The 19,261-nt window shown below is 29.5% G+C and carries 22 protein-coding genes, 2 pseudogenes and 1 riboswitch; of the genes and pseudogenes, 1 reads left to right on the top strand and 23 read right to left on the bottom strand.

The window, feature by feature from the left end; all coding sequences use genetic code 11:
• The 13 genes and pseudogenes from BMW96_RS12060 to BMW96_RS12120 all read right to left on the bottom strand — a co-directional run.
• Positions 1-188 (bottom strand): annotated as a pseudogene (locus BMW96_RS12060) (hypothetical protein); the annotation flags it as partial.
• Positions 189-430: 242 nt separating this feature from the next.
• Entirely contained in the window at positions 431-2,332 is a 1,902-nt protein-coding gene (locus BMW96_RS12065; RefSeq protein WP_092356357.1) for a penicillin-binding transpeptidase domain-containing protein, read from the bottom strand.
• Positions 2,333-2,376: 44 nt separating this feature from the next.
• Complete coding sequence (locus BMW96_RS12070; protein ID WP_092356360.1) at positions 2,377-4,518, bottom strand: penicillin-binding protein; 2,142 nt, start codon at positions 4,516-4,518, stop codon at positions 2,377-2,379.
• 2 nt (positions 4,519-4,520) lie between these two features.
• On the bottom strand, positions 4,521-4,820 hold the full coding sequence (locus tag BMW96_RS12075) for a hypothetical protein (protein WP_092356364.1): 300 nt from the start codon (positions 4,818-4,820) through the stop codon (positions 4,521-4,523).
• Between the two features lie 3 nt (positions 4,821-4,823).
• The gene (rsmH, locus tag BMW96_RS12080; protein WP_092356367.1) at positions 4,824-5,753 is read right to left on the bottom strand and encodes a 16S rRNA (cytosine(1402)-N(4))-methyltransferase RsmH; all 930 of its coding nucleotides are present in this window, start codon (positions 5,751-5,753) and stop codon (positions 4,824-4,826) included.
• A 9-nt stretch (positions 5,754-5,762) separates the two neighbouring features.
• On the bottom strand, positions 5,763-6,194 hold the full coding sequence (gene mraZ, locus BMW96_RS12085; protein WP_092356371.1) for a division/cell wall cluster transcriptional repressor MraZ: 432 nt from the start codon (positions 6,192-6,194) through the stop codon (positions 5,763-5,765).
• Between the two features lie 186 nt (positions 6,195-6,380).
• A complete protein-coding gene (gene rpmF / locus BMW96_RS12090) occupies positions 6,381-6,548 on the bottom strand; it encodes a 50S ribosomal protein L32 (RefSeq protein WP_003534533.1) in 168 nt (55 codons plus the stop codon).
• A gap of 16 nt (positions 6,549-6,564) precedes the next feature.
• Complete coding sequence (locus BMW96_RS12095) at positions 6,565-7,077, bottom strand: YceD family protein (RefSeq protein WP_092356374.1); 513 nt, start codon at positions 7,075-7,077, stop codon at positions 6,565-6,567.
• A 93-nt stretch (positions 7,078-7,170) separates the two neighbouring features.
• Positions 7,171-7,413, bottom strand: coding sequence for a stage VI sporulation protein F (locus BMW96_RS12100; protein ID WP_092356377.1), 243 nt, complete (start codon positions 7,411-7,413; stop codon positions 7,171-7,173).
• 30 nt (positions 7,414-7,443) lie between these two features.
• Positions 7,444-8,457 carry an NAD(P)H-dependent glycerol-3-phosphate dehydrogenase gene (locus tag BMW96_RS12105; RefSeq protein ID WP_092356379.1) on the bottom strand — a complete coding sequence of 338 codons (1,014 nt, stop codon included), beginning with the start codon at positions 8,455-8,457 and terminating at the stop codon, positions 7,444-7,446.
• Positions 8,458-8,518: 61 nt separating this feature from the next.
• Positions 8,519-9,823, bottom strand: coding sequence for a ribosome biogenesis GTPase Der (der, locus tag BMW96_RS12110; protein WP_092356382.1), 1,305 nt, complete (start codon positions 9,821-9,823; stop codon positions 8,519-8,521).
• A gap of 1 nt (position 9,824) precedes the next feature.
• Entirely contained in the window at positions 9,825-10,493 is a 669-nt protein-coding gene (gene cmk / locus BMW96_RS12115) for a (d)CMP kinase (RefSeq protein ID WP_092356385.1), read from the bottom strand.
• A gap of 42 nt (positions 10,494-10,535) precedes the next feature.
• On the bottom strand, positions 10,536-11,444 hold the full coding sequence (locus tag BMW96_RS12120) for a hypothetical protein (protein WP_092356387.1): 909 nt from the start codon (positions 11,442-11,444) through the stop codon (positions 10,536-10,538).
• 119 nt (positions 11,445-11,563) lie between these two features.
• Between BMW96_RS12120 and BMW96_RS12125 the strand changes: the two genes are divergently transcribed.
• Positions 11,564-11,740, top strand: coding sequence for a ferredoxin (locus tag BMW96_RS12125; RefSeq protein WP_092356390.1), 177 nt, complete (start codon positions 11,564-11,566; stop codon positions 11,738-11,740).
• A 235-nt stretch (positions 11,741-11,975) separates the two neighbouring features.
• Here the strand turns inward: BMW96_RS12125 and BMW96_RS12130 are convergent, their stop codons facing one another.
• The 10 genes and pseudogenes from BMW96_RS12130 to BMW96_RS12175 all read right to left on the bottom strand — a co-directional run.
• On the bottom strand, positions 11,976-12,335 hold the full coding sequence (locus tag BMW96_RS12130) for a methylglyoxal synthase (protein WP_092356392.1): 360 nt from the start codon (positions 12,333-12,335) through the stop codon (positions 11,976-11,978).
• A gap of 1 nt (position 12,336) precedes the next feature.
• Positions 12,337-12,981, bottom strand: a complete 645-nt coding sequence (locus tag BMW96_RS12135) for an ECF transporter S component (RefSeq protein WP_092356395.1) — start codon at positions 12,979-12,981, stop codon at positions 12,337-12,339.
• A gap of 79 nt (positions 12,982-13,060) precedes the next feature.
• Positions 13,061-13,174: riboswitch (FMN riboswitch) on the bottom strand.
• A gap of 75 nt (positions 13,175-13,249) precedes the next feature.
• Positions 13,250-14,488 (bottom strand): S1C family serine protease, encoded by a 1,239-nt coding sequence (locus BMW96_RS12140; RefSeq protein WP_177165849.1) that lies wholly within the window; start codon positions 14,486-14,488, stop codon positions 13,250-13,252.
• Between the two features lie 107 nt (positions 14,489-14,595).
• Positions 14,596-15,813, bottom strand: coding sequence for a sensor histidine kinase (locus BMW96_RS12145; protein WP_092356398.1), 1,218 nt, complete (start codon positions 15,811-15,813; stop codon positions 14,596-14,598).
• Positions 15,806-16,480, bottom strand: coding sequence for a response regulator transcription factor (locus BMW96_RS12150; protein ID WP_092356401.1), 675 nt, complete (start codon positions 16,478-16,480; stop codon positions 15,806-15,808). The genes BMW96_RS12145 and BMW96_RS12150 overlap by 8 nt, the downstream gene beginning before the upstream one ends.
• Positions 16,473-17,429, bottom strand: a complete 957-nt coding sequence (locus BMW96_RS12155; RefSeq protein WP_092356404.1) for a PhoH family protein — start codon at positions 17,427-17,429, stop codon at positions 16,473-16,475. Before BMW96_RS12155 ends, BMW96_RS12150 begins: the two co-directional genes overlap by 8 nt.
• Entirely contained in the window at positions 17,430-18,365 is a 936-nt protein-coding gene (locus tag BMW96_RS12160; protein WP_228762304.1) for a sporulation protein YqfD, read from the bottom strand. It lies immediately after the preceding gene.
• Positions 18,347-18,538: a YabP/YqfC family sporulation protein gene (locus BMW96_RS12165; protein ID WP_092356410.1), complete on the bottom strand. Its 192-nt coding sequence runs from the start codon at positions 18,536-18,538 to the stop codon at positions 18,347-18,349. Before BMW96_RS12165 ends, BMW96_RS12160 begins: the two co-directional genes overlap by 19 nt.
• Before the next feature lie 99 nt (positions 18,539-18,637).
• Positions 18,638-18,820: a 30S ribosomal protein S21 gene (gene rpsU / locus BMW96_RS12170; protein WP_003534573.1), complete on the bottom strand. Its 183-nt coding sequence runs from the start codon at positions 18,818-18,820 to the stop codon at positions 18,638-18,640.
• Positions 18,821-19,105: 285 nt separating this feature from the next.
• Positions 19,106-19,261: pseudogene (locus BMW96_RS12175) on the bottom strand (3-deoxy-7-phosphoheptulonate synthase); the annotation flags it as partial.

Consider the following 19,261-nt stretch of genomic DNA (forward strand, 5'->3'; position numbering starts at 1 on the left):
AGAACAGTATTTTGATTGATCTCAGGATTTTTAATAATCATTTTTTTACAGTCGATATTGGTAACGAGTTTAACGATATACTTTCTTAACATTTTAGATTCAGCAGTATCTCTGGAAAGAAGATACTTAAAGAAAAGATCATTATTAAATTTAACTAAATCATTTTGATAACTAATTATTCTGCTCATACAATAATCCTCCTATTATTTTATACAAAATAATTAAGAGGATTACTTTTGAAAAACAATTATCACTAAAAAATACTATTATAAGATATATTCTATAAACTTATTTATTAGTAAATTATAAAAACACAATTTTTAAATATTTAAGTTTAACTGTAAGCAGCAGTATTTTTTTAATATATACTTACCCTAATTTAAAATACTTGATTTTATAAGCACTTTGATTTCATACGTTTATCCTATAATCAGCCTAACATAATAACAACTGTAGAGCCTGCTTCAACATATTCGCCAACTCTTGGTAATTGATCAATTACTTTATCCCCTTCACCAATAAATTTAAATTTTAATTCTGGATTACTTACTTCCTTTTTACTTTTACCAATATAATTTTCTATTTTAACACTCTTAGTATCCATAAATGTATAAGCTTTTTGTCTTTGTGATGATACTTTTTCAATTCCCATACTTGGTAAAATATCTACTAGCATTTTTCTAGCAATAGGAGCAACAGTAGTACCACCATATTGAACACAATTTTTAGGATTATCCATTGCCACATATAAAACTATCTTAGGATCATCGATTGGAGCAATCCCAATAAATGATAAGATATAACCACCATCTACATAACTTCCATTTACTGCCTTTTGAGCAGTTCCTGTTTTTCCACCAATACGATATCCATCAATATAAGCATTTTTACCACCGCCATCAGTTACTACTGTTTCTAAAGCATCACGAACTTTTTTTGAAGTATCCTCACTGATTACTCTTCGCAATGCTTCAGGCTTTTTTTCATAAATAATATCATTACTGTAGTTATCAATTATTTTATCAACTAAATATGGTTTATATAATGTTCCACCATTTACACAGGCACATACCGCTCTAACTAACTGCATAGGAGTTACTGAAATTCCTTGCCCAAAAGCTACTGTTGCTTGTTCTAACTCATTAAATACATCATAATCAAACATTATTCCTTTTGACTCCCCAGGTAAATCAATTCCTGTTTTTTCTGTCAAACCAAACTTTTTTACATACTCATATAATTTATCTTTACCAAGACGTCGTCCAATTTCAACAAATCCAGGGTTAGAAGAATTTTGTAAAACTTCCCTAAATGTCTGAAGACCATGACCTCCTTTTTTCCATGATTTAATTCTAGCACCGCCAACTATTTCATAACCTTTATCAAAATAAGTATCTTTATCCATATCAAATAAATTTTCATTTAATGCTGAAGAAAAAGTAATAATTTTAAAAGTTGATCCAGGTTCATAAGTTTTCCAAATAGGAATATTATGGTTATAAACATCTTTATCTGCACTTTTATAATCATTTGGATTAAAATCGGGTTTACAAGCCATAGCTAATATTTTACCTGTATTAGGATCCATTGCTAGAGCCCAAATCCCATCAGGGTTATAAGTGTCATAAGCATTATTTAATTCACGTTCAACTATATCTTGAATATCACCATCAATTGTCAATTGAAGATCAAATCCTGTTGTTGGTGCACTATAAACACTTGGATATAAAGTTAGTGGATTACTTTTAGCATCCATAAAATAATCAATACTACCATTATTACCATTTAAATATTCATCATATTTTAACTCAAGCCCTAATAATCCTTGATTATCGATTCCTACAAATCCTAGTGTTTGTCCCAAATAATTATCTTTAGGATAATATCTTTTAGTATCTTTTATTAAGTATACACCTGGTAATTTTAAACGATCAATTTTTGCAGCAACCTCGTCATCAAGCTGACGACCTTCTGGTTGAATTCTTTGAATCGATACCTTTTTACTTAATTTCTCTTGCATAACTTTAGTATCAACATTTAATATTTCTGATATTTTTTGTGCTGTCATTTCAATATCTTTAATTTGACTAGGAACAACTACCAAAGATGCTGTAGTCAAATTAGTTGCTAAAACATTATTATCACTATCTAAGATTAATCCACGATTTGCCTCAACTGGGAAACTTCGCTGCCACAATTCAACTGCTTTATTATAGATATTAACACGGTCAATGATTTGAATGTATCCAATTTTTAATATTATTGAAATTACAATCAAAACCGTAATTATCTTAACCCACTTTATTTTATGTTTAGTTATCTCATATATCATCTTATCACCCATACAATATATGAAAAAAGTAAGGCTATTAGACCTTACTGTAATGTAATTGTTAAAGCATCTCCACTATGCATTATACTTCCTTCTGGCAAACTTTGATTAGCAACTAAACCATTATTACCATCAATAGTAATATTTAATCCTGATAACGAACCAAAAGTTAATACATCTTTACGTGACCATCCTATAAAATTAGGAATACTAATATCTGATGATTCTGTTTTAATAAAAACTCGATCATTTTTAGTTATTTTTGATTTTGCTTCTGGAAATTGTTCAATAACTGTTGAACCATTGCCTATTATCTGAACATTTAAAGTTTTAGATTCTAATTTTGCTTTTACATAATTAACACTTTGATTTATATATGAATCTAATCTATATTCTTCAGTTGAAATTTCATTATTAGAAGCATTATAAGAAGAAATCACAGATAATGCGGAAGGAACAATATTTTTAATAATATTAGCCTGATGATCAGTTGTATTATTATCTGGTCCCTGGAATACTACTATTGTAACGATTTGGGGATCCTCATATGGTGCCATACCAGCAAATGACTTTGTATAATTAGTACTTGAATAGGTCCCATTTTCACCAACCATCTGTCCTGTACCAGTTTTTCCAATTATTTGAACCCCATTATCAAGTGCAAACTTTTTAGCAGTACCCATACTTTCACTTACAACACCTTTAAGTAAGTCACGTATTCTTGATACTGTAGATGATGAAAAAATCTTTTCAGAATATTTTGTTTTTCCATTATATGTAACTTCATTATTTTCTTTATTAACAATTCGATCAACTAAATATGGTTCTACCATCTTACCATCATTTGCAAAAACACTATATGCTCTTAATAATTGCACCATTGTCACTGTTGACCCTTGTCCAAATCCTGTTGTTAAATAAGCTGCTCTACTTTTGTCTTTTTTGTATAACGCTACTCCTGAAGATGAATCAAATCCATCAATAGTACTTGATTGAAAAAAACCTAACTTTTCATATGTTTCAATAAGTTCATCTCGATTTGTATACCCCTTTTCTAATAAGTTACAAATAGCAACATTACTAGAGCGATAAAACCCTTCATCATAAGAAATACTTCCCCAACCAGCTCCATTATTATGATCACGAATTGGTCGACTACCACCATAATCATATTTACCAGATTCATATAATGTACTACCATTATACAAACCACTTTCAATTGAACTAGCATAAACAAAGGATTTAAAAACTGATCCGCATTCATAAGCTGTATCAAAAAAGAAATTTTTATAATCATTAATCTTGCGATCATTAGGATTAAATGAAGGATAATTTGATAGAGCTAAAATTTTTCCTGTTTTAGCTTCCATAATTACTGCTGAGGCTTTATTTGCCCCTGCTTCTCCAGCTTCCTTTGTTAATAAATGATCTAAATCACGTTGTAATGAACTATTTAATGTCAAATATATATCTTGGCCATCAACAGCATCTTTCTGTTTTAAAACACCATTAGGCAATATAAAACCCTTAGCATCTTTTTGATATACTTTATAGCCATTTTTACCAGCCAATATTTCATCATAAATAGCTTCTAATCCCATTTCCCCAACAAGACCTTTGACACCATTTTTTTCCATATTTTTAGCATAACCAATAATATAACTACAAAAATCACCTAAAGGATAATTACGAGAATTTGCTTCTTCAAATTCTAAACCAGTTAGACCAGTTTGCTCTATTTCCTTTTTTTGATTAGCACTCAAGTTATTACCATGAGTTCCAAATTCTACCTGATATTTTCCCTCATCAATGGCCTCTTGCATTTTTTGAGCCATTGATACTGGATCCATCCCAAGAATTGGTGCTATTTTATTTGCTGTATCAGTCACATTAACTACATGGGCTTTTTTATCACCATAACCTGGTCTTTTATCTGAAACAATAGCAATTAACTTAAACTTTTGTACATTTGATGCAACTATTTCATTATCACTTGTATATATTTCTCCTCTTGTTGCATATTCAACAGTTTCTACTTTACCTCTACTTTTAGCAAACGCCTTTATATCGCTATCACTAATTAAATGCTTGCCTGTCATACCCAAGTATGCAATATTTGCAACTAAAGAAAAAATAACTAGTGCAAAGACAACATATGCTATCTTTGCACCTTTAAACTGACTCATTATTATTGTGCTCCTTCTGTAGGTGTAGAGGAAGCTACAGATTCATTGCTATATGTATATCCTTTTTCACCAGCTACATCATTAAGCCGTGAAAAAGAAGCTAATTCTTGTTTTTGCATCTCTAAGCTATCGATTTCATCTCTAAGTACTTTAATATCTTTTTCTATTTTTTGTGCTTCTTGATTACAAGAGGATTCTAAAGACCTTACATATGTGATTCCAAAAATAAAAATAACCATAGAAATAATCAAAAATCTTTGTGAAAATGCTTCAAATTTTGTTTTCCTAACTCTATGTCTCATATATTACACCCTCTCAATTATTCTTAATTTTGCTGAATGTGCCCGGTGATTATCTTCTAACTCTGCTTTAGAAGCTATAATTGCTTTTTTATTCACTAATCTATATTTAGGTAACAAGTATTCAGGAATAACTGGCAATCCTGGTGGAACATCTTTTAATTTCGTTACATCTTTAAAAGTGTACTTACATATTTTATCTTCTAAACTATGAAAAGTAATCACTGATATTCTACCACCATCATTTAATAATTCTAACGAATCTTTTAATGCTTGATCAAACACATTTAATTCATCATTTACTGCAATTCTTAATGCCTGAAAAGTTCTTTTTGCTGGATGACCACCTTTTCTTCTAGCTGCTGCTGGAATTGCTTCCTTAATAATTTCTACTAATTCAAATGTTGTTTCAATTGGTTTATTTATTCTCGCTTGTTCAATTTTACGGGCAATCCTTTTAGCAAACTTTTCATCTGCATATTTAAATAATATTTCAACTAACTTTTCATAAGGCCAGGTATTTACAATTACATACGCATCTAATGAATTATTAATATCCATTCTCATGTCTAATTTAGCATCATGATTATAACTGAAGCCACGACTTCCAGTATCAAACTGTGGTGAAGAAACGCCTAAATCAAATAAAATACCATCTACTTTTTCTATTCCTAATTCATTTAATTTTGTTTTTATATTAACAAAGTTAGAATAAATAATAGTATAATTATCACCTATTTTATCAAGACGTTTTTTAGCTGCTATTATCGCAGTTTGATCTTGATCAAAGCAATACAAATGTCCTGTTGTAAGACGTTTTAAAATCTCACAACTATGTCCAGCACCACCTAATGTACAATCAACATAAATTCCATCTTCTTTTACATTTAAACCTTCTACTGCTTCATTTAATAATACTGTTACATGATCAAACATTGTCTTCTCCTATAAATCAAATCCATCTAATGATTCAGAAATTTCATCAAAGTTATCTTTATTAGTATTATAGTATTCATCCCATAAAATTTGGTTCCAGATTTCAACATGATCTCCAACACCTACTATAATACATTCTTTTTCTAATTTACCTTCTAATCTTAAAACATTAGGAATATTTACTCTTCCTAATTTATCAAATTCACATTCACTAGCTCTTGAAGTGATAATTCTAACAAAGTTACGGGCATCCTTTTTTGTTTTTGGTAATGTTTGAAGTTTTTGATAATAATCATTCCAGCCCTCTTGAGTATATAATGCTAGACAACCATCAAAACCACGAGTAATGACCACACTCTCGCCACACTGTTCCCTTAATTTTGAGGGAATAATAAGACGCCCTTTGGCGTCAATATTATGTCTGAATTCACCCATGAACATTTAAATCACCCACTTTTTAACACTTAGTATCACAAATTAACACTTCGTACCACCATTATATACTTTCTAATTCATTTTGTATAGCCTTTTCTTTAAATAAGGTATTTTTGACATTTAAACAAAAAAAAAGCCAATTAACGCAAAATAACGTTAACTGGCTGTAAAAAGTGCTTTAAACACTATCTCTTATAAAACTTTTTGTCCCTTGTAAGTACCGCAATGTTTACAAACTTTATGAGACATTTTGTATTCACCACATTCTGGACATACAACTACAGCTGGTGCTGTTAGCTTATCATGAGTTCTTCTCTTATTTCTTCTTGTACTTGAAACTCTTCTAAATGGTACTGCCATCAGTATAACCTCCTATTTAATCTTTAAAATAATCTTTTAGTTTAGCTAACCTAGGATCAATGTATTCCTCGTCTTTTTCACTAGTACTGCTATCTAATATTTTCCAACCTTTTCCTTCTGATTTAATATTAGCATCTTCTTTTACCACTCGCATCGGCACTTCAAGCATAATGTTTTCAAATACCACAGGAGTAAGATCGACAATATCTTTTTTCACTTCGTGAACATCCTCAAGAGGATCAGGCTTATCAAAAGCAAACACTTCAGTCGAATTAATCTCAAAAGGATAATCAACATTCTCTAATGTCATTGCACATGGAAGAATCATCGTCCCCTTGATATTAAGATCAACATATAAACGTTTATCTTTTAAATCAAGATCTCCGGTTCCTGAGACAATAATGTCCTTCAAGTCATTAATTTGTGCATATTGGTCAAATAACTCCGAAGGAAAAGTCAATCCTTCTTCAAATTCAAATTTCCCACGATGCTTAACAATCCATTGTAAATTGTATTTCAAAATAATCACCCTTCTATAACCGCAATGACAATTATATATAAAATAATACCATAAGTCAACCTTAAAAACATTTGTTTTTATCGTTTATTTTACATCATTATCCTAGACCATTTTATCAATATCACGTGGTATTTTATTAGATTTAATCATTGAAACTAATTTATCAACTTTATTTGAATTAATTGATTTATTAGTTACTTTAGCAACCGACAAAATAAAATCACGAATATCATTTTCATTATTTAAATCTTTAGATTGTAAATCATTTGCTAATTTTAAGATTTCACCCTTATTTACATTAGTTTTTTTTACAACCTTATCCAATAAAACATCTTCATCTTTCATATTATCACCACTATATAATATGAAAATATTTTAATAACGTTCCCCTTCAATCTTTAATTCTCTTTTCATTAACTGCTGAATCTCACGTTTAGGTTCATGATTATTATACAAAACATTATATATTGCATTTATAATTGGTAATTCAATATCATCATACTTTTTAGCATCTTCATAAATAACTTGACAAGTTCTAATACCTTCACATGTCTTTTTATTATTTTTCATAAATGTTCTAGCATCATTAGTTTTACCAATTTCAAGTCCCGCTTGAAAATTTCGTGAATGAACTGATGAACAGGTTACAATTAAATCTCCTACTCCAGTTAATCCAGTATATGTTTCTAATTTACCACCTTTTTTCATACCATAGCGAATCATTTCGGCTAGACCTCTAGTTATCAATGCTGCTTTTGTATTATCACCATAACCTAGACCACATAACACCCCAGCAGCAACTGCGATTACATTTTTAATTGCAACCCCATATTCAGCACCTACTTCATCAGTCAAGCGATAAACCCTAAAATAATCATTAGAAAATAACTTTTGAACATCGTGAGCAACTTTTTCATCTAAAGATACTGCACAAATCGTTGTCAACATTCTAATTACAACTTCTTCAGCATGACTAGGGCCAATTAATGAAACAACAGGATTAATCAAATTTTCATCTAAAACACTACGAATTGTATCTGACATCCTCATATTTGTTCCTAAGTCAAATCCTTTAGCAGCATTGATAACAGTCACTCTTTTCTTAATAAATGGTTTTACTTGTTGTAATGTTTCTTTAACAAATTGAGTTGGGATAGTGATTAGTAAATAATCAATATCTCTTAGTGCTTCTTCTAAGTTATTAGTAGCCTTAATTTCATTTTCTAATATTATATCTTCAAAGAAAGCACTGTTTTGATGATTAACATTAATATCATCAATTTGATTCTGATCAATTCCATACATTATAATTTGATTTTGATTATCAATCAAAACCCTACTTAAAGCAGTAGCCCAGCTACCCGTTCCTAAAACTGCAATTTTACTCATAATTACACATCCTTATATTATTGTATGTATATTATAACACCCATCTTATAAAAGCGCACGATTAATCTCTTTTACGACAAATAATATGAATTGGTGTACCTTCAAATCCAAATGAATCACGTAAACGGTTTTCTAAATATCGTTTATAACTAAAATGAAGGTATTGAGGATCATTAACAAACAAAATAAAAGTTGGTGGACAAACACTTACCTGATTAGCATAAAATATTTTTAATCGTCCACCATTAAAAGTTGTTGTTGGATTAATTGCCTGTGCATCAACTAACACATCATTTAAAACACTTGTTTGAACTCTTTTATGAGAATTCACAAATGATTCTTCAATTAATGGAAAGAGTTGTGGAACTCTTTGATGAGTTTTAGCAGATAAAAAGATAATACGAGCATAATCCAAATATTTAAATTGACTACGCAATTCCTTTTCTTTCTTTTGCATTGTCTTTTCATCTTTTTCAACAAGATCCCATTTATTAACAACAAGAATAACTCCTTTACCTGCTTCATGAGCATATCCAGCTACATGCTTATCTTGTTCTATTACTCCTCGTTGACCATCAATTACAACAACTATCACATCACTTTTTTCAATTGAGGACAACGCTCTTAAAATAGAATATTTTTCAATACTTTCATATACTTTTCCTTTTTTACGCATTCCTGCTGTATCAATTACACGATATTTTTGGCCATCTTTTTCAAAAGCTGTATCAATAGCATCACGAGTAGTTCCTTCAATATTAGAAACAATAACACGTTCTTCACCTAAAATAGCATTAGTTAAAGATGATTTTCCTACATTAGGTCTACCAATTATTGAAAAACGTATCTCATCTTCATCAAACTCTTCTTCTGTAAAATCCAGGTTTTTAATAATTTCATCTAATAAATCACCTATACCAATTCCATGACTTCCAGAAACTGGAATAGGATCTCCCATTCCCAAACTATAAAAATCATATATTTCATTAATAAATGCATTATCATCTATTTTGTTTACAGCTAATAAAATTGGTTTTTTAGTTTTTTGAAGCAGTCTTGCAACATACTCATCTTCTTGAGTAACCCCTTCTCGACCATTTACAACAAATACAATTAAATCCGCTTCCTCAATAGCAATTTCTGCCTGGATTTTGATTTGAGTCACAAAAGAAGCATCTTTAAGCTCAATTCCACCTGTATCTATTAATCTAAACTCTTTTGTCAACCATGTCGCAGTAGCATAAATACGATCACGAGTTACTCCAGCGACATCTTCAACAATAGAAATTCTCTCACCTACAATTCGATTAAAAATTGTTGATTTACCAACATTTGCTCTCCCTACGATTGCAACTACACTTGCCATTTTAACCCTCCATTTCTCTTTGTTTAGCTAATTTTAAAACTTCATTTACTACCTCATCAATACTTAAATTTGAAGTATCTAATACAATTGCATCATCAGCTTTTTTTAATGGTGATATTTTCCGATTCATATCTTGATAATCTCGCTGTTCAATATCCTTTTTTATAGTTTCTAAATCAGCTGACAGCCCTCGTTGTTTATTTTCCAGAAAACGCCGTTTAGCCCGAGTTTCCACACTAGCATTTTGGTATATTTTCAATTTTGCATCAGGTAAAACCACAGTTCCAATATCTCTACCATCTAAAATAACTCCACCCACATTTGACATCTGACGTTGCTGTTTAACTAAAAATTCTCTTACATCTTGATAACTCGAAACCAAACTTGCAGACATTGATACTTCATCTTGTCGAATCTGATCACTAACATCATGCTCATTTAAATAAACACGATTATTACTATCCATTGTAATTTTAATATTTTTTAATATTGCTGATACTGCAGTTTCGTTATTTAAATCAATATTATTTTGTAAGCAATAGTATCCAACACAACGATACATTGCCCCTGTATCTATATATACATAATCCAATTTTTTAGCTACAATTTTTGCAATACTGCTTTTTCCTGCAGCGCTTGGACCATCTATTGCAATTGAAATTTTTTTCATCATAACCTTCCTTTCTTGAAAAAAACTAAGGTAGACCTTAGTTTAAAAGAATAACTGGTATCCAATCATACCACATAAACCAATAAATACAACAACTAAAAAAATAATAATATAATTTAAAACATTAACAATACGTTCATTTTTCTTTTCTTCAACCACTTCAACACGACTCCCAACTTTATTTTCTTTATTTTCAGTTTGGGCAGTTGTTTCATTTTTAATCGTTTTTATATTACTATCTGCTTCTTTTTGTTGTTGTAAAACTTTTTCAACCTCTCGTTGATCTTTTTCTTTTATTTGGCGAAGCATATCTTCTAAAGAAGCAGTTTGTTGTAATGTATCAGTTTCATTAGTTGATTTCTGATTTTCTTCTTTAGGTATTTTATTTTCAAGAATATCATTTTTTTCTTCTAAAATATCCTTTGCCTTTTTAGCATCTTCTGCTGGTGACATACTTGCCAAACGTTCCATTAACGTCATCTTCTTCTTTACTTCTTTAGCTACAACATCCTCAGGTGCTTCTACTATCTCTTCTTTATCTTGTTTTACAAAATAACCTTTAGAAAATTGTGAAGTTTCCACATTGTCAAAATTATCTATTCGTACTACTTGTTTTTCAGGCTCTCTAATTTTATTAAGAATATCCATTCTTGTATTATATTGAGCTTCTTTTCCAACACTTACTTTTGCACTGCGCAAAGCCCGATCAATCTCTTCACTACTTTCTTGACGCATTTGTTCAAATGTCTTTGCTTCTGTTAACGTGTCTTCAATTTCTTTTTTTTCATTTGGTTTATCAAAAAGTCGATTAACGGACATTAAAAAATCATCCTCATCATCAGTATCTACTACTGCATCAATTACATCACTCATATTATCACGATTTATTCCAACTTCTTCTTTTAGTCCACTTCTTAAATCGCGATATTTGTCAATTCGTGAATTAACCACTCTAAATCACCCTTTCAACGAACATTATAGCATACTTTTTAATTATTTCCTTTATAAAATATTGGAAAATATATTTATTTAGGATATAATATGATAGTACACAAAAGGAGGAAATTACAATGGCTAAAATTACAGTTAATGAATCTTGCATTGGATGTGGTGCTTGTACAGCTGTTGCACCTGATGTATTTGAAATAGGTGATGATGGTTTAGCAGTAGTAGTTAGCGAAGAAAATATTGACGGAGCTAAAGAAGCTGCTGAAAGCTGTCCAGTAGAAGCAATCGAAGTTGAATAATTAAACCAAAATGGGCTGTAACGATTAAATTAGTTTTTAACTATTTCAAAAGTTCAGCCTTTTTTGTATCTCAAAATAATAATCCAAAATATCTTTTTTTAAAAGTAAATCAAACATATAATGTTTATATAATTTTTTTATAAAAAATATAACAAAAAACGCACATTTTTGTGCGCTTTTTTGTGTATTTAGAAAATAAAAAATTATTTATTAACTACCACATCTTTTGGTTTTTTCATAATATATTTAAAAATATTAATGCTGTTGCTTTATTTGAAGCTAATGGTATTGAGTGAACATCACATAATCTCATTAAAGCACTAATATCTGGTTCATGAGGTTGTGCTGTAAGTGGATCTCTAAAAAAGAAAACCATATCCATTTGTCCTAATGCAATTAAATTACCAATCTGCTGATCTCCGCCATATGGTCCAGACAAAAAACGGGCTATATGCAAATTAGTATTTTCCATAATCTTTTTACCAGTAGTTCCTGTACCATATAATGTATGTTTAGAAAATAATTTTTCATTATCCTTAACAAAATCTATTAACTCCTTTTTCTTTTGATCATGTGCTATTAAAGCAATATTCATATTATGCCTCCTTAAACTTTGACTCAATTGGTCTTACAATATAATAAACAATAGCACAAATCATCCCCTTTATAAAGTTAAAAGGAAAATAAATTATAAAAATAGCTTGTCCATAAGGCGATAAAAAACTCAATACTTCAGGTATTACAATATTTGTTCCATATTGTTGATTAAAAGCATTTATATCAACCGCAAAAGGAAGTTCAGTATACCAGGCTGGTTTTTGCATTAAATAAGTTGGTGTAACAAAAAAATAGTTTACTACAAATAATACAGTGGCAAAAACAAGCATAGTAATAATCATATTTACAACATATGTTAACCATTCTTTCTTTAATTTTATGTGTTGAGATAAAAAATAATAAACACAACAAATCGTTAAAGAAGCAATTAACACAGTGATTTGACCAATTGCAATTGGTCCTACTGGCCCCTTAAATAATATAGAAACCAAAAACTTACATCCACAAACAAATAACGCTGACTTAAAACCAAGCATCGAAATTGCCATTATTACAACAATTTCAGATAAATCCAAATTAAGCCATGGTGCTAAAGGATAAGGGATTTCTAATACCCCTAAAATCATCCCTAATGCTGCAAGAATTGCAGATAAAACAATTTTTCTTGTCTTAGTAATTTCCATAATAATTCTCTCCTTAAATAAAAAATATCATGAAAATACTAATCTTCATGACAAAAAAATACATTTATTAATAACTAAAAAATGTCATTCTTCCATCCAGACTATTACTGTCGGTATAGGAATTTCACCTATTCAGCTTACGCTCGTGGACTTTACCACCGGTCGGGAATATCACCCTGCCCTGAAGACTTTCTTTTCGCATTAAAATATAACATACTAACAATTCTTTTTCAAACAAAAAACACCGGAATAATCCGATGTCCTATTATTATTGTTCACCTAAAGTAACTTCAACCGTTTTTTCAACACCATCACGATTTATTACTACAGACACTTTATCACCAGGCTCTTTTGCATACAATGCTGTTAAAAAGCTCTTATAAGTAGTAATTTTTTCACCATCAAATTTAACAATAATATCTCCCTCTTGAATACCAGCCTGACTAGCAGCACCTCCACTACTAACTTTAGCTACATAAAGACCATCTGTTAAATCTGTATTTATTCGATAATAACGTAATTGATAACTAGAATATCCAGATAAAGAGATACCTGAAATTCCAAATTGTGGCCTTGTTACTTTTCCTTTTTCAATAATTTGTTCAACATTCTTTATTACATCGTTAATAGGTAAAGCAAATCCCATTCCTTCAACTGAAGTATCTGCTAATTTCATTGAAGTGATTCCAACCAGCTCCCCAGCCATATTTACTAAAGCACCACCACTATTACCAGGATTAATAGCTGCATCAGTTTGAATAACATTCATATCCCAATCATCTTGACCATCATCATTTAAATCTACTGATACAGTACGATCAGTTCCACTAACAATTCCTTGAGTAACAGTTCCTGCATATTCAATACCTAATGGACTTCCAATTGCTAAAACTGTTTCACCTTGATCTAATAAACTAGAATCTCCACATTTAATACCACTTAAATCAAAATCTGCTGTCAATTTTAATACTGCTATATCACTATAACTATCACTACCTAATAAAGTAGCTTTAACTGACTCTTTATTTGAAAAAACAACTTGTACATCTTGAGCTCCATCAACAACATGAGCATTAGTAATAACATATGCTGTTCTACCATCAACATGATATACAACACCACTTCCACTTCCACTCGCTGCTCCATTAGAATAAACTAATACTCCAACTACACTATCACTAACTTTTTTTATTACATCAGTAGTTGAACTTTTAACATCATAATTCACTTGCTGGACTTTTGCATTACTATTTAATGATATAGGCGAATTACTATCATTCAATCTACTAAACATAAAAACATTAGCCCCAAGTGAAACAACAACTAAGATCACTAAGATGACATGAAATAATTTAAAATTATTTTGTTTAGCAAATCTATCTCTATTTCTTTCTATTCTTGTTGCTGCTCCAAAATCTGATTGTAGTTTATCTTCCAAAGGCTTTTCATCAATTATTTCTTTTTCTTCCATTGGCTTATTTTCTTCTATTAGATTTCTTTCTTCCATTTTCAACACTCCTTTTATCTTACATATCAATCATAAATAAATAATTTGTTCAAATTATTTTTATATTGTGTGAAAAAATGGTTCACTTGTAAAAAATCTACACCTTTCTATAAAATAGGTAAAGTTACCGTAAAAATAGAACCAATCCCTGGATTACTTTCTACCTCTATAGTTCCATTATTTAATTCTACCATTCTTTTGACAATACTCAGTCCAAGACCAGTTCCCAACTTTTTACTTCTAGAACGATCCACTTGAAAAAAGCGATCAAAAATTAATGGAATATCATCCTTAGAAATCCCTAACCCCTCATCTTGAACTTTAAGCATAAAGTTTTTTTCATCACTGGATATCTTAATTGAAATAACACCCGAATTTGAATACTTTATTGCGTTAGAAACTAAATTATTAAGAATTGTCTTAACTGTAGTATAGTCAAGCATTAATTCATGAGATACTTTACTTTGATAAAATAATGATAACCGTTTATCTTTAGCAAGTGGCTCGAACAATTCTACTGTATCTTTAACCAGTGAATTTATATCAATAGGTCTTGGTGATAAATTTACTTGCGGTTGTTCTAAACGTGACAACTCCAAAATATCTTCAATAATATTTTGCATACGATAGCTTTCCTTTAAAAGTATACCCATAAATTCATCAAAAGTTTCCTTATTTTGTACACCTTCTTTTTGAAGAATTTCAACACTACCAATAATAGCGCTCATTGGTGTCTTTAATTCATGAGAAATGTCAGAAAAAAACTGTTTTTGCATTTTTTCGATTTCTTTAACTTGTGAAACATCAGTAAATAAAATTATACTGCCATCAAAAACAATTTTATCTCTAAATACTGGTGTAGTTTCTATTTGATAATAACGCTCATTAATCGTAGTAACAGTTGAAAACTTACGTTCAAATATATAACTTTGATCAACAATATTTAATAATTGCCCTTTAAATATGTCTTTATAATATTTACCACGAAGATGTTTTATACTAAAAGCATCTCTAAAGCTTTGATTAGTAAAAATAATTGTTCCCTCTTTATTAACAAAAATCATTGGTAAGTTCATCGTTTTAATCAAAGAATTAAGAATTTTATGATTAAAATCTTTTTCACCTTCAACTTCACGAATCTCATTTTCTTTTTCACGACGATAAAAATCAATCTGTTGTAAATATGAAGTATTTGTATCATACAATATATATAACATTGCCATCATAAAACCTATTATATAAAGAAATGCATATTTACTATTCCAAAATAATAAAATACTCACTACAACAAAAGAAAAAATAACTTTTTGATAATTCTTATTCATCTTTACTCACCAATTTATAACCAACCCCTCTTACTGATTGAAAACAAGCCTGACTCTCTTTTAATTTTGTTTTTAATTTAAAAACATGAATATCTACCAACCTTGTATCGCCATCGTAATTAAAATTCCATATTTTCATCAATAATTCTTGTCTTGATAATACCTCTTCTTTATTATCAAGAAACATTTGTAATAAATCATACTCTACTTTAGTAAGATTTATACGATTATCACCAACAAAAACCTCATGTTTTGTCAAATCCATCTTAATATCTAGATACTTTAAAATCCCCTTAAAATGTTTATGATAACGGCGTAAATGAGCTTCAATTCGTGCAATTAAAATATTAGCCTGAAAAGGCTTGGTTAAATAATCATCAGCCCCAGATTCTAAACCTAAGATTATATCATCCTGATCATTTCTAGCAGTTAATAAAATCATTGGCTTAATATAGCCGTTATCTCGACATTCACGAATAATCTTGATTCCATCTTTATATGGCAGCATCCAATCAACCAGAATTAAATCATAATCATTTGATAAAATCCTCTGACATGCTTCTTTACCGTCATAAAGACTATCAACCTGATAGTCTTTATTTTTCAATTCATAACTTAAAATTTTATTAATTGATATATCATCTTCAATTATTAATATCTTATTCATTTTTGCCATCATACCTTTCAATAATTCTTTGAACAACAGGATGCCTTACTACATCCATTGCAGATAAATGAACAAATGAAACCCCTTTAACTCCATTTAAGATTTTTAAGGCTTTAACAAGTCCTGATTCCATTCCACGTGGTAAATCAATTTGAGTAATATCTCCTGTTATAATCATTTTTGAATTAAAACCTAATCGTGTTAAAAACATTTTCATTTGATTATCAGTTGTATTTTGAGCTTCATCCAAAATAACATAAGCATCTTCTAAAGTACGACCTCGCATATAAGCAAGTGGAGCAATTTCAATCACACCTTTTTCAATATAACGTTCAGTTTGTTCTACACCTAACATATCATGCAATGCATCATATAGTGGTCTTAAATAAGGATCAACTTTTTCTTTTAAATCTCCAGGTAAAAATCCAAGATTTTCCCCTGCTTCAACTGCTGGTCGGGTAAGAATGATTTTTTTAACAATATTATTTTTTAAAGCATCAACCGCAAAAACTACTGCTAAATATGTCTTACCAGTTCCTGCTGGTCCAATCCCAAAAACAACATCATTATTTTTCAAAGCAAAATAGTATTCCTTTTGCCCTATTGTTTTAGGATAAATCATTTTACCACTAGCTGTTTTAGTAATTCTAACACTATATAATTCATTAATTCTACTTAACTTATCTTCTTTGGCTAGTTTCAAAGCATAAACTACATCTCTACGTGTAATACTGACACCTTTAGAAACAAGCCCTAACAATGCTGCAATTACTTTTTTCGCTTCTTTAAAATTATCATTGTTTTCCCCAATCAAACTGAGCTCATCACCCCGAAGTGAGATTTCAACATTCAATGCTTCTTCAATCATTTTAAAGTTTTCATCATGATTGCCACAAATATTATTTAATTGAGCTACACTATATTCTTCTAATTTAACTTGTTCTGTCATTTAATTCTCCTCTTTTGTTGCAATATCTTCAATTAAAATATACTGCATTTTTAATACTCTCTTGTCACCAATTATACCATAAGATAAAACTTTTTCTCTATCTATTTTGTCGATTGTACCTAGTTTACTACGAATCGAATATAATAGATAACTAAACGCTTCTCCATCATCCATTTTCTTTTTACTTATACTAGCTTCATAATCAATATAAGTATAGGCTTTAATAACCCCTTGTGTTTCTATGATTTTATCAACTTCACTAGTCGAAGTAATTGTATTTGAGACTAATAGATCTCCTTTTTTTACATAATCATTAACTTTGACCATAATATTACCACTACTAACATCAATATTTTGTATTACTCCATCTTTACTAGCATAAATATTTTCAAAACTTTTTTTAACTTTTTTAGCTCCTACACTATTAGTATATTTAATAAATAGGACACTGCCCTCCTGATAAATATTTAGATAATCTATTTTTCCCTTAAATTTTTCCTTCATATCATCATAAATATCATTTAATTGTTCATAAGAACGTTTCCTATCTCCTACATTAATATGATTTTCAGCTAAAACTTCATTTACCAATCTAGTTGTCTTTGGATTATTACCAATAATTTCAACCCCAAAAATAAACTGATTACACAAAAAAACTGTTAATATAAAACTAGCTGCTCCTATCATGCCTAATTTCCGATAAAAAAGCAATAATAGGTAATATAAAATACCAATACTTTTAATAATTGTTAAATGATATTTTCTAACCAGTATTCTTTGATAAATAGGAAGATAAAATCGATATGTAAAATCATCGACTTTATTTAATTGAAATACAGTTATGTGATCTTCTTTAAATGATTTTAATAGGGTGATAATATCTTCACTGACTACTTCATATAAATCATACCCAAATTTCATAGAAATCTTAAGCAATCGATCTTTCCATAAATAATCACTTCTTGATCACTATAATATTTAATCATTAAATTTTCGCCAGTTACTCTAAGTATATTATCGTTCATCTTTATTTCAATAATATTATTTTCTAATAATAACAAACACTCATAATATTTAATCGACAAACATTTACTTTCCATATATATCATCAAATCACCTAACTAATTATATGAAACTTTTTAAACTAAATGCTTATATTTCGATTAAATTCTTTTATAAATAAAAAAGGGCTTATATAGCCCAAGTTTTTATCTTTTACCTTTGTTATTTTTTCTTGCTGCTTCAGATTTTAATTTTCTTTTCAAACCTGGTTTAACATAAAACTCTCTTTTACGAGCTTCTGCAAGGGTTCCTGTTCTAGAAACTTGTCTTTTAAAACGACGTAAAGCATCATCTAAAGATTCATTTTCTCTTACTACAGTTTTTGCCATCGAACTATTCCCCCCTTTAACTCTAAAGTACGTTCCTATTATATATATTTTTTTTATTAATTGCAAGAAAAATAAAGAAAAATATGAAGTAATGTTAAAAAATAATAATATTTTACCATTTATTTAAATAATTATAGGTTTATTTCCATTTCTAATGCTTCAATTATACTTATATAATTAGTAATTTCTTTTTCAATATTTAAGTTTTGAATAATTCTTAATATATATTTATAGTATTTAAAAATTTGAGTAAAATACTTTTTGATATCTATATTTTATTAAATACTATACCTTTTTACCAACAACCTCAGCAATTTTACTGATTTGTTTCAATAACTCTTCATACCTTTCTGGTCTTAATGACTGTGGTCCATCACATAATGCTTTTTCTGGATTATTATGCACTTCTATCATCAGTCCATCTGCTCCTCCTGCTACTGA

Origin of the sequence: Thomasclavelia cocleata (assembly GCF_900102365.1) — a bacterium.
In the GTDB taxonomy this organism is placed as follows: domain Bacteria; phylum Bacillota_I; class Bacilli_A; order Erysipelotrichales; family Coprobacillaceae; genus Thomasclavelia; species Thomasclavelia cocleata.

What these genes read in the sequence shown, in the direction of transcription:
- rpsU (WP_003534573.1), bottom strand. Translation starts at nt 18,820, where the DNA reads ATGGCAAAAACTGTAGTAAGAGAAAATGAATCTTTAGATGATGCTTTA.
- BMW96_RS12155 (WP_092356404.1), bottom strand. Translation starts at nt 17,429, where the DNA reads ATGACAGAACAAGTTAAATTAGAAGAATATAGTGTAGCTCAATTAAAT.
- BMW96_RS12105 (WP_092356379.1), bottom strand. Translation starts at nt 8,457, where the DNA reads ATGAGTAAAATTGCAGTTTTAGGAACGGGTAGCTGGGCTACTGCTTTA.
- BMW96_RS12130 (WP_092356392.1), bottom strand. Translation starts at nt 12,335, where the DNA reads ATGAATATTGCTTTAATAGCACATGATCAAAAGAAAAAGGAGTTAATA.
- rsmH (WP_092356367.1), bottom strand. Translation starts at nt 5,753, where the DNA reads ATGTTTGATCATGTAACAGTATTATTAAATGAAGCAGTAGAAGGTTTA.
- mraZ (WP_092356371.1), bottom strand. Translation starts at nt 6,194, where the DNA reads ATGTTCATGGGTGAATTCAGACATAATATTGACGCCAAAGGGCGTCTT.
- BMW96_RS12135 (WP_092356395.1), bottom strand. Translation starts at nt 12,981, where the DNA reads ATGGAAATTACTAAGACAAGAAAAATTGTTTTATCTGCAATTCTTGCA.
- BMW96_RS12100 (WP_092356377.1), bottom strand. Translation starts at nt 7,413, where the DNA reads ATGAAAGATGAAGATGTTTTATTGGATAAGGTTGTAAAAAAAACTAAT.
- BMW96_RS12070 (WP_092356360.1), bottom strand. Translation starts at nt 4,518, where the DNA reads ATGAGTCAGTTTAAAGGTGCAAAGATAGCATATGTTGTCTTTGCACTA.
- der (WP_092356382.1), bottom strand. Translation starts at nt 9,823, where the DNA reads ATGGCAAGTGTAGTTGCAATCGTAGGGAGAGCAAATGTTGGTAAATCA.
- BMW96_RS12145 (WP_092356398.1), bottom strand. Translation starts at nt 15,813, where the DNA reads ATGAATAAGAATTATCAAAAAGTTATTTTTTCTTTTGTTGTAGTGAGT.
- BMW96_RS12165 (WP_092356410.1), bottom strand. Translation starts at nt 18,538, where the DNA reads ATGATATATATGGAAAGTAAATGTTTGTCGATTAAATATTATGAGTGT.
- BMW96_RS12065 (WP_092356357.1), bottom strand. Translation starts at nt 2,332, where the DNA reads ATGATATATGAGATAACTAAACATAAAATAAAGTGGGTTAAGATAATT.
- rpmF (WP_003534533.1), bottom strand. Translation starts at nt 6,548, where the DNA reads ATGGCAGTACCATTTAGAAGAGTTTCAAGTACAAGAAGAAATAAGAGA.
- BMW96_RS12125 (WP_092356390.1), top strand. Translation starts at nt 11,564, where the DNA reads ATGGCTAAAATTACAGTTAATGAATCTTGCATTGGATGTGGTGCTTGT.
- BMW96_RS12150 (WP_092356401.1), bottom strand. Translation starts at nt 16,480, where the DNA reads ATGAATAAGATATTAATAATTGAAGATGATATATCAATTAATAAAATT.
- BMW96_RS12140 (WP_177165849.1), bottom strand. Translation starts at nt 14,488, where the DNA reads ATGGAAGAAAGAAATCTAATAGAAGAAAATAAGCCAATGGAAGAAAAA.
- cmk (WP_092356385.1), bottom strand. Translation starts at nt 10,493, where the DNA reads ATGAAAAAAATTTCAATTGCAATAGATGGTCCAAGCGCTGCAGGAAAA.
- BMW96_RS12075 (WP_092356364.1), bottom strand. Translation starts at nt 4,820, where the DNA reads ATGAGACATAGAGTTAGGAAAACAAAATTTGAAGCATTTTCACAAAGA.